Source organism: Enterococcus sp. AZ084 (assembly GCF_051714905.1).
Taxonomy (GTDB): Bacteria; Bacillota; Bacilli; order Lactobacillales; family Enterococcaceae; genus Enterococcus_B; species Enterococcus_B pernyi.
The window spans coordinates 977628-992941 of record NZ_JBIOSS010000001.1 but is presented as its reverse complement, the minus strand read 5'-3'; the positions used below and the strand labels follow the sequence as shown (position 1 = coordinate 992941).

The 15314-nt window shown below is 38.3% G+C and carries 15 protein-coding genes; 3 read left to right on the top strand and 12 right to left on the bottom strand.

The window, feature by feature from the left end:
- Positions 1-8: 8 nt before the first annotated feature.
- The 4 genes from fabD to fabT form a co-directional block, all read right to left on the bottom strand.
- Positions 9-929, bottom strand: coding sequence for an ACP S-malonyltransferase (gene fabD, locus IGI79_RS04660; protein ID WP_104775548.1), 921 nt, complete (start codon positions 927-929; stop codon positions 9-11).
- A 109-nt stretch (positions 930-1038) separates the two neighbouring features.
- Positions 1039-1263 (bottom strand): acyl carrier protein, encoded by a 225-nt coding sequence (locus tag IGI79_RS04655; protein ID WP_010735877.1) that lies wholly within the window; start codon positions 1261-1263, stop codon positions 1039-1041.
- 54 nt (positions 1264-1317) lie between these two features.
- Positions 1318-2280, bottom strand: a complete 963-nt coding sequence (locus tag IGI79_RS04650; RefSeq protein ID WP_195273396.1) for a beta-ketoacyl-ACP synthase III — start codon at positions 2278-2280, stop codon at positions 1318-1320.
- Between the two features lie 9 nt (positions 2281-2289).
- Complete coding sequence (gene fabT, locus IGI79_RS04645; RefSeq protein WP_010735879.1) at positions 2290-2730, bottom strand: fatty acid biosynthesis transcriptional regulator FabT; 441 nt, start codon at positions 2728-2730, stop codon at positions 2290-2292.
- Positions 2731-3037: 307 nt separating this feature from the next.
- On the opposite strand from fabT, the gene IGI79_RS04640 reads away from it, so the two are divergent.
- Positions 3038-3994 carry a GIY-YIG nuclease family protein gene (locus tag IGI79_RS04640; RefSeq protein ID WP_195273395.1) on the top strand — a complete coding sequence of 319 codons (957 nt, stop codon included), beginning with the start codon at positions 3038-3040 and terminating at the stop codon, positions 3992-3994.
- Between the two features lie 30 nt (positions 3995-4024).
- Here the strand turns inward: IGI79_RS04640 and IGI79_RS04635 are convergent, their stop codons facing one another.
- The 6 genes from IGI79_RS04635 to IGI79_RS04610 all read right to left on the bottom strand — a co-directional run bounded on the left by IGI79_RS04635 (position 4025) and on the right by IGI79_RS04610 (position 9761).
- On the bottom strand, positions 4025-4255 hold the full coding sequence (locus IGI79_RS04635) for a YkuJ family protein (RefSeq protein WP_010735881.1): 231 nt from the start codon (positions 4253-4255) through the stop codon (positions 4025-4027).
- Positions 4256-4340: 85 nt separating this feature from the next.
- Positions 4341-5228, bottom strand: coding sequence for an NAD(P)-dependent oxidoreductase (locus IGI79_RS04630; protein WP_010735882.1), 888 nt, complete (start codon positions 5226-5228; stop codon positions 4341-4343).
- A gap of 87 nt (positions 5229-5315) precedes the next feature.
- Positions 5316-6539 carry a glycosyltransferase family 4 protein gene (locus IGI79_RS04625; protein WP_195273394.1) on the bottom strand — a complete coding sequence of 408 codons (1224 nt, stop codon included), beginning with the start codon at positions 6537-6539 and terminating at the stop codon, positions 5316-5318.
- A gap of 23 nt (positions 6540-6562) precedes the next feature.
- Positions 6563-7603, bottom strand: a complete 1041-nt coding sequence (locus IGI79_RS04620) for a glycosyltransferase family 4 protein (protein ID WP_065096196.1) — start codon at positions 7601-7603, stop codon at positions 6563-6565.
- 164 nt (positions 7604-7767) lie between these two features.
- The gene (gene ptsP / locus IGI79_RS04615; protein ID WP_019723966.1) at positions 7768-9495 is read right to left on the bottom strand and encodes a phosphoenolpyruvate--protein phosphotransferase; all 1728 of its coding nucleotides are present in this window, start codon (positions 9493-9495) and stop codon (positions 7768-7770) included.
- Positions 9495-9761, bottom strand: a complete 267-nt coding sequence (locus IGI79_RS04610) for a phosphocarrier protein HPr (protein WP_002287602.1) — start codon at positions 9759-9761, stop codon at positions 9495-9497. The genes ptsP and IGI79_RS04610 overlap by 1 nt, the downstream gene beginning before the upstream one ends.
- A 543-nt stretch (positions 9762-10304) precedes the next feature.
- Here IGI79_RS04610 and IGI79_RS04605 point away from each other — a divergent pair.
- Positions 10305-12542, top strand: a complete 2238-nt coding sequence (locus IGI79_RS04605; protein ID WP_065096197.1) for an ATP-dependent Clp protease ATP-binding subunit — start codon at positions 10305-10307, stop codon at positions 12540-12542.
- A gap of 193 nt (positions 12543-12735) precedes the next feature.
- A complete protein-coding gene (locus IGI79_RS04600) occupies positions 12736-13056 on the top strand; it encodes a DUF1827 family protein (protein WP_019723965.1) in 321 nt (106 codons plus the stop codon).
- A gap of 21 nt (positions 13057-13077) precedes the next feature.
- Here the strand turns inward: IGI79_RS04600 and IGI79_RS04595 are convergent, their stop codons facing one another.
- A complete protein-coding gene (locus IGI79_RS04595; RefSeq protein ID WP_019723964.1) occupies positions 13078-13299 on the bottom strand; it encodes a hypothetical protein in 222 nt (73 codons plus the stop codon).
- Between the two features lie 231 nt (positions 13300-13530).
- On the bottom strand, positions 13531-15111 hold the full coding sequence (locus IGI79_RS04590) for a peptide chain release factor 3 (RefSeq protein WP_010735889.1): 1581 nt from the start codon (positions 15109-15111) through the stop codon (positions 13531-13533).
- Positions 15112-15314 lie beyond the last annotated feature (203 nt).

The window sequence follows — 15314 nt, the reverse complement described above, 5'->3', positions numbered from 1 at the left end:
CTTGCCTCCTATGACAATAGATTGATTGTTTCTTCAAATGTTTGTTGATTCTCAACGCGTACGACTGCTATCGATTTGTCGATTTTTTTCATAAAGCCGCTCAATACTTTACCAGGCCCGACTTCGACCACTTGGTCGATCCCTAAATCTTTAAGTTTTTCGATACTTTCGTAAAAACGAACGGGTTTCATCACTTGTTGTTCAAGTAAACTTGGGATTCTTTCTTTCATCATGATCTCTGTCGTGGTGTTGCTGATCACTGGTATCTCAGGTTCTGAAAAATCTATCTTGCTTAGTTCTTCTGCTAATTGTTTAGCAGCAGGTTCCAAGATTGCTGTGTGGAAAGGGCCGCTTACATTAAGGGGGATCATTCGTTTGATTCCTTGTTCTTGTAATAGTGCTACCGCTTGATCCACTGCTTTTTCTTCGCCTCCAATGACAATCTGCTGTGGTGTATTGTAATTTGCAGGGGAAACGATCCCCAATTGTTCCGCTTGTTTACAACACTCTTCGATGACATCTGCGGGTGCATTCATCACTGCTACCATTTTCCCACTACCGGTAGGTGCAGCGTCTGTCATAAACGTGCCTCTTTTTTCGACCAATGCGACTGCTTCACTAAAGGAGAGCGCACCACTGGCTACTAAAGCAGAATACTCACCTAAACTAAGCCCTAAAACGGCTTGAGGAGTAATCCCATGTTCTTTCAGCAAACGATAGAACGCAATGCTGACAGTCAAAATAGCCGGCTGCGTATAGATCGTTTGATCCAAACGTTCATTTGTTGAAAAACAAAGCTCCGCCATATCATAGCCCAAGATCTGACTAGCTTCATCAAAAGTCTGTTTCACGATGGGTTCATGGTAGAGGTCTTGACCCATTCCTTGGTATTGTGCACCTTGTCCGCTAAATAAAAATGCTGTTTTCATCATAGTCTCCAATTTATATTCAGGATAGATAGCTTTTTGTTTCATTTAAAAAAAGGCTAAGACATTCCTTTTTCGGAAAATGTCCCAGCCCCCAACCTAATCTTGATGATTATGCAGTTTGTTTTTCAACATAAGTGACTAAATCTTGAACTGTTTTGATGCCGTCTTCTGTTTCGATTTTCACATCAAATTCATCTTCGATCTCGTTGATGATTTGGAATAAATCCAAGCTATCTGCTTCAAGGTCTTCTTGGATGTTTGTCGTTAATTTGATTTCTTCTGTGTCTTTCCCTAATTCTTCCGCAATGATTTCTTGAATTTTTTCGAATACCATATGATAATTCCTCCGATATTGTTTCTTTATTTTATATTTTTTATTTTTATCAGTTTATAGTTCCATGAGGATACTTCCCCATGTCAATCCTCCACCATAACCTGTAAATACCACTTTTTGTTTTTGACCTAAGGTAATTTTTCCGCTTTCTATCGCTTCATCTAAAAGAATCGGGATGCTTGCTGCGGAAGTATTGCCATATTTATCCATGTTCGTTAGGAATTGCTCCTGGGGAATTTTTACCTTGCGAGCAATCTTCTCGATGATTCGTAAGTTTGCTTGATGCAAAAGCAGATAATCAACAGGTGTGTCTTGAATGAGTTCCTTGATGTTCATCGCGACGTCTCTTACAGCAAAGTCAAAAATATCCCGTCCAACCATTTTTAAATAGTAAGAACCTTCTGAATCTTTCGTGTATAAAGGCGATTGATTTGGTAGATAGCCAGAAGTAAGAGATTTCGCACGCGAACCATCTGCCGCTAGCGATTCTCTCAATAATTTTTGATCTGAGCCAGCTTCTAACAAAATCCCACCAGCACCATCACCAAACAAGACAGCGGTTGAACGATCCGTCCAATCAATCAGTTTAGATAATGTTTCGCCACCAATTACTAAACCTTTCATTGAGCCACAGCGAATCAGTTTCTCTGCAACACTCAAGGCATAAACAAATCCTGAACATGCGGCGCTGATATCAAAGGCGATTGCTTTGGTTGCGCCGATCCTTCCTTGAACTAAAGTTGCGACAGAAGGCGATGTATAATCAGGCGACATCGTAGCAACGATAATAAAATCGAGTTCCTTTGGATCAAGTGTTTTTTTCTTTAGTAATTTTTCGGCAACGAGGTAACACAAATCGGAAGTCTCCTGCTCGGTCACACAATGTCTCTCTTTGATTCCTGTACGGGATGAAATCCATTCATCCGAAGTGTCCATCATTTTTGAGAGATCATCGTTTGTGATGATTTTTTCCGGTAAGACACTTGCCGTTGCTGTGATCGTTCCAAATTGTTCCATTAAACTTCCTCACTTGTAATCTCGCAAGAAATCATGCAAGTTTTTCAATGCAGACAGCAAAGCTTGTTGTTCGTCGGTAGCCATACCATCCATAATGTTTTTGACCATTTCACGATGGAAATGCTGATGCACGCGGTAAAGTAACTTACCTTTTTTGGTCAACCCCAGCTTCACCACTCGTCGGTCGTCTTCACTACGGATACGCTCAACGTAGCCTTTCCTAACTAACTTGTTGATAGCAGTGGTCAAGGTCCCAACAGTAATCGACAGTTCTTTGGCTACTTCTGAAGTTGTCTTTTTCTTGTACATACCGATTGCCTCGATCGTATGCATCTCTGTAATCGACAGATCTTTGAATTGTGACTTTTTTAATTCGGATTCTTCGATCGTCAAAATATCATTGAAGACACTAACGAGATAATCATTTACTGTATTAAAATCAGGTTCCATGTTCCACCATCCACTAAAATTAGTTTGATTATCAAATCTTTTGATGTTCAAACTATATCTTAACTTTTTTCAAAATGCAACCTTTTAACTAGATTTTTTTGCATTATTAATTTTTTTTAATTTTAAATTTATGATAAAATGCTTTATTATCAACCTTTCAACCTCTAAAAATTAAAATAAAAGAAAAAAAATATTTTGATTGTCAAAGTATCTCTATAATTTATTTATAAAATATAATCCCTTTTATTGTTCATTTTTTTAAATCTGTTATAATATTTTTAGTTCAAATTCAATTAGGGGAGCGCTTATGCACTTAAAAGAGAAAGTAAAAAAACTGCCTTTATTACCTGGCGTTTACTTGATGAAAAATAGCGATGGAAAAATTATTTATGTGGGGAAAGCTAAAAATTTAAAAAATCGCGTAAGTACGTATTTTCATCAAAATAAACAACACTCGAAAAAAGTCTTGCGCTTAGTTCGTTCGATTGCAGATTTTGAGATCGTTGTCGTTGATACTGAACTAGATGCCTTATTATTAGAGTGTCAATTGATCCAACACTATCGTCCTATCTACAATCGTCGGATGAATTATTTTGACAACTATAACTATTTACATATTCAATCCGATGGTCTTTTTCTCACGAATATTCCTACCGCAAGAACTTATGGCCCTTTTCGTCTTTATAAAAAAATGCCTAGTATCCTTCGAATCATCGAAGAAAACTATCAAATGCCTTGGCTTTCTGAAATCAGTCATTTGGCGTTACAAGTTCAACTTCCTGAAATGAAGGCATTGAGCTTTGACCAAAAAAAGAAAGAGATCCAAGGTCTATTGCAAGGAAGAAACAAGAAATTGTTAGGCTATTTAAAAAAACGACAATTACATTTTATTAACCAGCTTAATTTTGAGAAGGCGGCTATTCTACAACGAGATATCGAATTGATCACGTACTTTACTGGTCGGATACAAGAACAAAAAAAATTTTTACGAACACCGAGAATCACATTGAGCATGCCGTTAGCTAGCGATGAGACCAAGATCAAGCATTTCTTGGTTTCCTACGGTCAAGTGGCTGATACAACGATCACAGAACCTGGACAAGCGCCTCATTTCTATTATGAAAAAGACAATAGGTTGTCACTCAAGCGACAACTGTCTCAAGAAGAAATCGATCCTGTTCAAATCTTGATCAGCTACCAACGTAAACTGGCAAAAGACGAACAGGAAACAAAAAAAGAGTCTGGAATCCAACGCATTGGTTGAATCCCAGGCTCTTTTAGCTAGCTCGAAATCTTATTGAATCAAATCATAGATCTCCATCGCAACGATATCGATATTGTCGAATTCGTATTGTTGATGTGTGTCTGTTTCAGTTAGTTCAAATGTTTCTGTCGCTTTATCATAAGTTACGGTGCATTTTTCTACGCCCTCTTTTTCAAAACGACGAACTTGCAGCTCATTGTCTGCTGATTCGACCATAGCCTCCAGTCGTTTAATGATTGCGACTAATTGTGAATGTGCCATCGGAGGTCCTCCTTTTCTTAGTTCTGTTATATTGTATCAAAAGCATCGTCGACTTGCATTGATTTTCTCCAAAAAAACTAGTTTTTTAGGATTTTTTTTTCGGCTGTCTGCCATCTTCCCACCAAAGCTTGATCAATGCTTGTGTTCCATCGTTCTCAAAACCCTTTTCTGCTAACTTCTCATACAGCTTTCGGGCTTCTTTGGTCGCTGGTAAATCCAACCCTACTTTTTCTGCTTCGGCTAAAGCAATCTTCAAATCTTTGATAAAATGTTTGACAAAAAATCCTGGTGTATAGTTCTCTTGTAAAATACGAGGTGCATAATTACTTAATGACCAGTTTGCCGCACTACCGCCTGAAAGCGTGGCAATCACTTTTTCTAAGTCTAAGTCAGCTTTCTGTGCATAAACAAGCATCTCTGTCATACCAGTCATTGTTCCGGCAATCATGATCTGGTTTGCCATTTTTGTATGTTGTCCTTTTCCAGCTGAACCATGTAACGTAAATGTTGTTCCAAACTCACGAAATAGTGGTAATACTTGCTCGTAGACATTCTCTTTTCCACCTACCATGATCGTTAAGGTGCCATTTTTTGCACCTAGATCGCCTCCTGAGACAGGGGCATCTAAGGCATCCGCTCCAAGCTCTTGTGCGCTTGCTGCAATTTTTTCAGCAAGTGTTGGCGTACTTGTCGTTAAATCTATGACTGTTTTTCCATTTATAGCTGCTTGGAAAATGCCTTTCTCACCATAATAGATTTCTTCCACATCTTGAGGATAGCCAACCATTGTAAAGATAACTTGGCTCATCTCAGCTACTTCTTGTGGACTATCTGCCCATACTGCCCCTTCTTCCATAAGTGGCGCAGCTTTTGCTTTCGTACGATTATAAACAGTCAGTTCGTGGCCAGCTTTTTGTAAATGACGAACAATCGCGCTTCCCATAACTCCTGTACCGATAAAACCAATTTTCATCTTTTGCCCTCCTAAACGATAAAATCCTTGTTTCTATGCTAGTATACGCTAGAAACAAGGATTTTTTTAGGATTATTCACTGTTTTTTTATCTTTTGAAAGAATTTAATTTAATTTTAATCCGTTCGATGGATGCTTCTTCTTCTTTTTTACGCATCTCTTCTTTGTAATACACAAGCATATCTTCATAAAATTCGATCATTGATTGACCAAAATGAGTAGCTGAGATCTCGTAAAGTTTCTTTTCAAACACTTCTGGATCTTTTTCAACTTTGCTTTCAATATAATCAATAAGTGCAGGTGCAAAGTCTTCATCTCGCTCAAATGTTCGGCCAAGGGAAGCATGATCAAATAAACGATTCAAATAATCATTTCCTTCAACTACACATGGTGTACCAGCCGCCATTGCTTCTGTATAGGTCAATCCTTGTGTTTCTGATGTCGAAGCACACACAAAATAATCAGCCGCACGATAATAGAACGCGACGTCATTGTTATCGACTTCCCCAGTAAATTGAACCGCATCAGCTAAATCCAGCGACGTGATCAGTTCTTCTAGTTGCTCAACATAAGGTCCGTTTCCGACTATGACTAGTCGTGCATCTGGATAGTGTTTGATGACTTCTGGAAACCCTTGGATCAACGCTTGGATATTTTTTTCGTAAGAGATTCGACTTAAAGATAAAATCATCAAGCCGTTTTCCTTGATCCCTAATGAAGTGCGTAGCTCTTTGATTTGTTCTTGTGTGATTTCTGGACGTTTGAATTTGTCTATATCGATCCCAGTCGGTATCACTCGTAATGGTGCTGTCACCCCATAACTTCGCAATGTTTCGATGACACGCTCACTCGGGCAAACCACACCTGTCGTATGGTTCACAAATAGACGAGATAAGTATTTGACATGGGATTGTCGAATCACTTTCCCTTTTGCAATATAATGCAGGTAATCTTCATACATCGTGTGATACGTATGGATCGATGGGATCTTTAATTTTTTTGCGACCATCTTGCCAAGAACACCCGCCCCAAACTCAGTGTGCGTATGGATAAGATCTAACTCTAATTCTTTTGCCACTAAATAGGCGTACCACATTCCTCGTACCACTACTCGGCGTTCTTTAAATGATACAAAAGGAACACTTGGCATACGAATTACATCTTTTTCTAACTTGTCTGCATTGGGATCTGTTGTCGTAAATATATACACGTCATGTCCCATTTTTTCGAGTTCTTCTTTTAATGTCTTGATCGATGTAGCAACACCACTTACCTGTGGAAAATAGGTATCGGTAAAAAAGCCGATTTTCATCTTTTTTCGCCTCCAAACTACCTTTATTTTGATTCTTGCATTTGTTCATCTGAAGAATCGGATGCCTTTAGCACTTGTTGATAAACGGATTGAAGTTGTTCACCAATTCTTTTGATACTTCGTTCTTCAGCCGTTTGATAGCCAGATTCAACTAAACTAGGTACTTCATGTTGAATGATTTTTTGAATGAGTTGTGAAAACTCTTCATTGTTTCGCCCCATATAACAATTTTTTTGATCTTCAAGCCAACCATCATAGACTGGAATATCACGTACTAACACATTTTGTTTACTTGCTAAAGCTTCCAGTACGACAATACCTTCCGTTTCTTCATAAGAAGGGAAAAAGAACAGATCCGCTCCTGAGTATGCTCCTTCGATGATCTCTCCTCGAATATAGCCTGGAAAAATGACATTATCGGGATGATCTTCTTTCACGATTTTTCGGATATTACTTGGGATCGAATACATCGGTACATGACCAAACCAGATGAATGTATATTCCGGTAATTGTTTGGCTATTTCAACAAAATCGATGATTCCTTTTCTTGCAAAGAACAGTCCTACACAAATAATCACTTTTTGATCAGGTGAAAGATTGAAATACTCCCTGAATTTTTGTTCTTTGACAGGGTCTGGTTGGTACTTTTCCAAATCGATCCCATTGGAAATCGATTGAATAGGTAAATCGATGCCATAACTTTGCAATAATTTTTTTGAATATGGGGTTGGTGTAATCAAGTAATCTGCCTTTTCATACAATCCGACTAAATATTTTTTTACAAATGGTGCTAATTGATTCGAACCGATAAAGGAATTACGAAAATCCTCCTCCGTTGAATGCGCATGATAAATTATTTTTTTACCATTTTTACGCGCTTTGTTGACCATGTTGTGACTATTGATACCATATGTATTGATGTGCAAAATATCATAGTCTTCCTTACTATCTAAAGTATAGGAGATCCCTACATCTTTAAGCGCACGCTTTTGATGATCAAGTGCACGACCAATGCCGGACTTAGAAAGTATCTTCTCACTTTCAAAATATAATAATACCTTCATCTACGTTCCCCCTCACTCTTATATTATAACACAGCGTGAAAGCTGTCACTCAACCTTAAGTCCGATTTTTTCCCAACAAACTTGTAAGTTGGAACGGAACTTTATTTATTATTGCAAGAAGACAAAAAAACAGGCACAGCAAAATACTGTGCCTGTTCTAAAAATCAAGCTAGATATTCATTAACAAGTTCTACGACTTCTTCCATTGTATCGCACTCATTTAGGGCACGATCCGCTAGTTCAGCCATTTTGCTTGTATCTAAACGTTTCATCAAGCTACGTGTTTTTAAGATCGATGTTGCACTCATTGAGAACTCATCTAATCCCATACCTACTAGTAAAGGAACAGCCATTTGATCGCCGGCCATTTCTCCACACATACCAGCCCATTTACCTTCAGCATGTGCTGCATCAATGACGTTTTTGATCAAACGTAGAATTGATGGGTTGTATGGTTGGTACAAGTAAGAAACACGTTCGTTCATACGGTCAGCTGCCATTGTGTATTGGATCAAGTCGTTTGTTCCTACTGAGAAGAAGTCAACTTCTTTAGCAAATTTATCCGCAATAACGGCTGCAGCTGGAATCTCGATCATGATCCCTACTTGGATCGAATCAGAGACTTCAATGCCTTCATTTACTAATTTTTGTTTTTCTTCTTCAAAGATTGCTTTTGCACCACGGAATTCTTTTAGTGTAGCAACCATTGGGAACATGATACGCAAGTTTCCATGTACAGAGGCACGTAATAACGCACGCATTTGCGTACGGAACATATCGTCACCTTGTTCTGACAAGCTAATACGTAATGCACGGTATCCTAAGAAAGGATTCATTTCATGCGGCAATTGCAAGTATGGTAATTCTTTATCTCCACCGATATCCATTGTACGAACAACGACAGGTTTTCCTTCCATTCCTTCCAATACTGCTTTGTAAGCAACGTATTGGTCTTCTTCAGTAGGAAAATCTGGTGAATCCATATAAAGGAATTCAGTACGATAAAGTCCAACTGCTTCACCACCATTGTTGTGTACACCGACTAAATCTTTAGGTGTACCAATGTTGGCTGCTAATTCAAAGTGTTTGCCATCGGCAGTCACTGTCTCAGCATGTTTCAGTTTTTCCCATTCTGCTTTTTGTGCAGCATAATCTGCGCCGATTTTTTCAAATTCGGCTTTTTGTTCTGCTGTTGGCTCAATGACTACATCGCCTTCGATCCCATTAACAGCTAACATTACGCCTTCTTTGACCTTCGCAGTGATTTCTTTTGTTCCAACGATTGCTGGAATTTCAAGAGAACGAGCCATGATTGCAGAATGCGATGTACGTCCACCGATATCTGTTACAAAAGCTTTTACGAAGTTACGATCTAATTGAGCAGTGTCACTTGGCGTCAAATCATGCGCCACGACAACCACTTCTTCATTGATCATTGAAGGGTTTGGTAAAGTCACACCTAATAGATGTGCTAAAATACGTTTTGCAACGTCACGAATATCTGCTGCACGTTCTTGCATGTAAGCATTATCTTCCATTGCTTCGAACATACCGATATACATATCCGTTACTTCTTTAAGAGCTGATTCAGCATTTACACTGTTATCTTTGATGTTTTGTTTGATTTGACCTATCATTTCAGGATCTGAAAGAACCATTAAATGTGCGTCAAATACTTGCGCTTCTGCTTCACCTAAGCTTTGCGCTGCTTTTTCACGAATTTGTTGTAATTCTTCAGTTGATTTTGCTAAAGCATCATCTAAGCGAGCTTCTTCAGCTGAAGTATCCTCAACTGTCGTCTTACTGAATGATAAATCCGGTTGAACTAGCAGGTAAGCTTTTGCAACGGCTACTCCGTCACTAGCGGCGATCCCTTTTAGCATTTCAACCATTATTCAGATAAGCCTTCTTTCTTCATTGTTTCAACGATAGCTGCCATAGCGTCAGCTTCGTCAGCACCTTCAGCAGTGATAGTAACGTCAGAACCTTGACCTACACCTAAAGACATAACGCCCATGATAGATTTTAAGTTTACTGATTTACCTTTATACTCTAAGTTTACATCAGAGTTAAATTTGCTTGCTGTTTGTACTAATAGTGTAGCTGGACGTGCGTGGATCCCAGTTTCTGCTACTACGTGAAATTCTTTCTTTTCCATATTAATCGGTCTCCTTTAAGTGAGTGTTGTTTTTATGTGAGGGTTTTCTTTTTTAGCAATCCATGATAGAACTAATCAGATGAACCCTTTCATCTGTAAAGATTACCATTTTTTTTCCTTAGATACAACAGTTTTCATTTAAATTGAGAGAAAATCCAATAAAGTATTCTTTAGAAGTGTTTCATGCATAGTGACGATTATTCCTGTTTTAATAAATTCTATGTTTTTTTATATCTCATGAATCGTTTGACCAATCATTGTTTGTCGAGTAATTGAACAATTCACGAAATTTCAGCTAGATCCCCTACAGATTCGTCGACAACTTAAGGTTCTTACCCAAATGTTTTGTCACATTGCCTGAACAAAAGAATCAATTGCTTGCGTCAATTCAAAAAATTAGTATAATAAAATTAAATGGTCAGTAATGGTCAACAAGGTATGACTTTTACCAGGTTTGTTGATCGAGTGTTATTCTTTTACCCAAAGATAGACGCGATGTAAAATAGACTTAATGACCAATGTTTGAAAGGACGTGAATGTTTTATGCTTTGTCAAAACTGTGGAAAAAATGAAGCAACGATTCACTTGTATGCGACTGTCAATGGCCAACGTACACAACTTGACTATTGTCAGAGCTGTTACCAAAAAATCAAAAATCAGCAAAATGGAGGTCTAACAAGTATGGCCCAAAATGATCCATTTGGCTTTGGGAGTCTGGACGATCTTTTTCGTTCGATGTCTCGTCAAATGCAACAACAAGGAAATTATGAACAAACACCCCCTACTCAATTTGGTGGGAACAACAACTTCAATGGTGGACAACCACCACAAGGCCCCGCTTCAGATGGTCTTTTAGGCGAATACGGTATCAATATCACAGAAGAAGCACGCCAAGGTGAAATCGATCCAGTCATCGGTCGCGATGATGAAATCAAGCGCGTGATCGAAATCTTGAATCGCCGCACAAAGAACAACCCTGTATTGATCGGAGAACCAGGTGTCGGTAAAACAGCTGTAGTTGAAGGACTCGCACAAAAAATCGTTGATGGCGATGTTCCACAAAAATTACTAGATAAAGAAGTGATTCGCTTAGATGTTGTTTCACTTGTCCAAGGCACAGGAATCAGAGGACAATTTGAAGAACGGATGCAAAAACTAATCGAAGAAATCAGACAAGCAGAAAATGTCATTTTATTTATAGATGAAGTTCATGAAATCGTTGGGGCTGGTTCAGCTGGTGATGGTAACATGGATGCCGGAAATATATTAAAACCCGCATTAGCTCGTGGCGAATTACAAATGGTTGGGGCAACGACATTGAATGAATACCGGATCATTGAAAAAGATGCTGCGTTAGAGCGCCGGATGCAACCTGTTCGTGTCGATGAACCTTCTGTAGATGAAACGATCAGTATTTTAAAAGGATTGCAAAAGCGCTATGAAGACTACCATCATGTCAAATACACAGATGCTGCGATCGAAGCTGCGGCTAGATTGTCCAATCGCTATATCCAAGATCGTTTTTTACCGGATAAAGCCATTGATTTACTGGATGAAACAGGATCTAAGAAAAACTTAACGATCCAAATCGTTGATCCAAAAATGATCGAAAAGAAATTGGAAGAAGCGGAAGAACAAAAGTTGTTGGCTTCTAAAGAAGAAGATTTCGAAAAAGCAGCTTATTATCGCGATCAAATCAATAAATTGAAAAAAATGCAAGAACGTCAACTTTCAGAAGAAGAAATCCCAGTAATCTCTGAAAAGGATATGGAAAAAATCGTTGAACAACGTACAGGCATCCCAGTTGGTGAACTGAAAGAAAAAGAACAAACTCAATTGAAAAACTTAGCGGACGACTTGAAAAAACATGTGATCGGGCAAGACGATGCGGTTGATCGGGTAGCCAAAGCCATTCGTCGTAATCGAGTTGGTTTAAGCAAGAAAAACCGTCCGATTGGTTCTTTCTTATTTGTTGGTCCTACTGGTGTTGGTAAAACAGAATTAGCGAAGCAACTAGCCTATGAATTATTTGGATCTGAAGAATCAATGATCCGTTTCGATATGTCAGAATACATGGAAAAACACAGTGTCGCAAAACTGATTGGTTCCCCTCCAGGCTATGTCGGCTATGAAGAAGCTGGTCAATTGACTGAAAAAGTACGTCGAAATCCGTATAGTTTGGTTCTGCTTGATGAAGTAGAAAAAGCACATCCAGATGTCTTACACATGTTCCTACAGATCTTAGATGATGGACGTTTAACCGATGCGCAAGGTCGTACAGTCAGCTTCAAGGATACAATCATCATTATGACAAGTAATGCAGGAACTGGAAAAGTAGAAGCCAATGTTGGCTTTGGTGCTGCTCGTGAAGGTGTGACTCGTTCTGTCTTGAATCAATTGAACAACTACTTCACACCAGAATTCTTGAATCGTTTTGATGGAATCATCGAGTTCAGTGCTTTATCAAAAGAAAACTTGATGACGATCGTGACGCTCATGCTTGATGATGTCAACCAATTATTGGCGGCTCAACAATTACATGTGGACGTTCCTACGAATGTCAAAGAAAAGCTGGTTGATCTTGGTTACGATCCAGCAATGGGTGCCCGACCATTACGTCGGACGATCCAAGAACAAATCGAAGACGGCATTGCCGAATTCTATCTTGATCATCCAACGATCTCAGATCTTAAAGCAAAATTAGATAAAGACGACAAAATCGTCATTACGTCTAAACCTGAACGTTTAGTCAAAGAAGCAAACAACGAATCGACAGAATAATTCCACGTTAGTATGGTAGTAAAAATCGAGCGGAGAGTTTGCCACTCTCCGCTTTTGTTTTTATTTTTGGAAAAAAAGTAACGATTTTTTCTCGTCCGTTCATTTTTAAGAAGACAAAATGCTGTTCATTTTACTAAAAAAAAATTATAATTAATGTAAGTTATTTCTTAAATACATAAGAGAGGTGAGCGCCATGAAACTAGTTAATGTAACAAACAGTCATTCACGATTAGTTTTAAATCAGTTGGAAAATACAGATGCACATATGGTTAAGGTGTATACCGCAGGAAATACAACCGTTATTTATACAGAAGCTCCCGAGCACAACGAAATCGTCCTGATGAATGAAAATCGTAATATCCAACCAAAGGAAATTGAAGAAATCCAACGTTACTTCTTAAAAAAAATCCATGACGCTGAGTACCATCCTGATGACATCCAAGTGATCGAGTTACCGGGCTTAGTAGAAATCTCTATTCCAAAAAGAAATTTAAATGCACCAATTGCTATGTAGGTAAAAAAAATAAATCATGAATCAAAGGGGTTTTGTCGAAGGTACTTGGCATTCCCTTTTTTTCTTTTTCCTATTTCCAACTTCCCTCCCCTTTACAGGTCGATCCGCTTGGATGATCGAGCGTATTTCTGTGACGATCCGTTCATTTTTTTCCCAATTCTCAATATCCAACATTTGACATACTCGACGCATTTTTGCTTTTTTTCTTTCAATACGCTGTTTTTTTTCGATTTCTGTTTCCATTTGACCCCTACTTTCTTTGCTTATTTTATATATATGTACGCAAAAATATTCTAATCTATTTTTTTATTTGATTTTAATTGATTTTTTCAAAATAAACAAAAAAACGTTAAAATCCAACAAAAACACACGACAATTCACTGAAAACATGAATCGTCGTGTGTTCGTTTTAATTTATATGCTAAATGAATATTTTTAAAAGGAAACAACTGTACAGGTAATGGGAAGCACTGATTACATCAAACTTTTTAATTTTACGTTTGGATATTTGTCAGCAAACCAACGCTCTGCAAACTGATTCTCAAATAAGAATAGCGGTTGATCAAAGCGATCTCTCGCTAAGATATTACGACTTGAACTCATTTTCTCATCCAGATCTTCTGGCTCGATCCAACGGGCGATCTTGTTACCCATTGGCGACATGATCACTTCTGCATTGTATTCATTCAACATCCGATATTGGAAAACTTCAAATTGTAATTGTCCAACTGCCCCGATGATGTACTCTTCGGTCACATAGGTTTTATATAATTGAATGGCACCTTCTTGTACCAATTGATTGATTCCTTTGTGGAATGATTTTTGTTTCATCACATTTTTAGCCGTTACTTTCATGAAAAGCTCAGGCGTAAATGAAGGTAATTCTTCATAAGCTACTTTTAGTTTTCCTTCATATAATGTGTCACCGATTTGATAATTTCCAGTGTCATACACACCAATGATATCTCCTGCCACAGCATTTTCAACGTTTTCTCTGGCATCTGCCATAAACTGCGTGACATTACTCAATTTCAATTTTTTGTTCGTCCGCTCTAATGAGACGTCCATTCCACGTTCAAATGTACCTGAACAGATTCGTACAAATGCAATACGATCTCGGTGAGCTGGATTCATATTGGCTTGGATCTTAAAGACAAAACCAGAAAACTCTTGTTCATACGGGCTGACTACTTGCTCTTCACGTGTTTTATGTCCATAAGGAGATGGCGCCAAATCAACAAATGTTTCTAAAAATGTCTGAACACCAAAATTAGTTAAAGCTGAACCGAAAAATACTGGCGTCTGCTCCCCACGTGCAATTTTTTCTTCATTAAAGGAATCCCCGGCTTCTTTTAACAGCTCTACTTCTTCTAATACTTGCTCGTACAATGAATTATTTCTGAGCGGATGATCCTCCGGTAAGTGACCCTCTTCATCTAATTGAGCCAAGCGTTCATCTTGATAATTCTCAGGACGATAAAATTCTACTCGGTTATGATGGATATCGTATAATCCTTCCAATCCTTTCCCCATACCGATCGGCCAATTCATTGGGCAAGATTCGATATCTAATAACTCTTCTAATTCTTCTAATAGATCAAGCGGTTCTCGACCATCTCGGTCCAACTTATTGATGAAGGTGAAAATAGGAATTCCTCTTCTTTTGACTACTTGGAAAAGTTTTTTCGTTTGCGCTTCAATCCCTTTTGCGCTATCGATGACCATGACTGCACTATCGACCGCCATCAACGTACGATACGTATCTTCTGAAAAGTCCTCATGGCCAGGAGTGTCTAGAATATTGACTCTTTTTCCGTGATAATCAAATTGCATCACTGAACTGGTAACAGAAATCCCACGTTGTTTTTCGATTTCCATCCAGTCGGATTTTGCAAAATTACCCGTTTTCTTTCCTTTGACCGTTCCTGCTTGGCGAATCGCACCACCGAATAAAAGCAGTTGTTCGGTGATCGTTGTTTTTCCCGCATCCGGATGGGAAATGATCGCAAATGTGCGTCGATTGTCCACTTGCTGTTTTAATTCTGGATTGTTCATAAATTTACTCCATTCTTCATTTGTCTATTGCTTCATAAAAGAGAACCCCTTCGACTATTCGATAGTTCCTCTATCCTTTTCTTCAACTCAAATAGTATAGCATGGATATTCAATTTGAAAAAGTAAGCGAAACAGTTTTACTTTTTCTTTTCATTTGATATCTCCAAAAAAAGAACAGATACATCACTTCAGAAAGCAAGTAA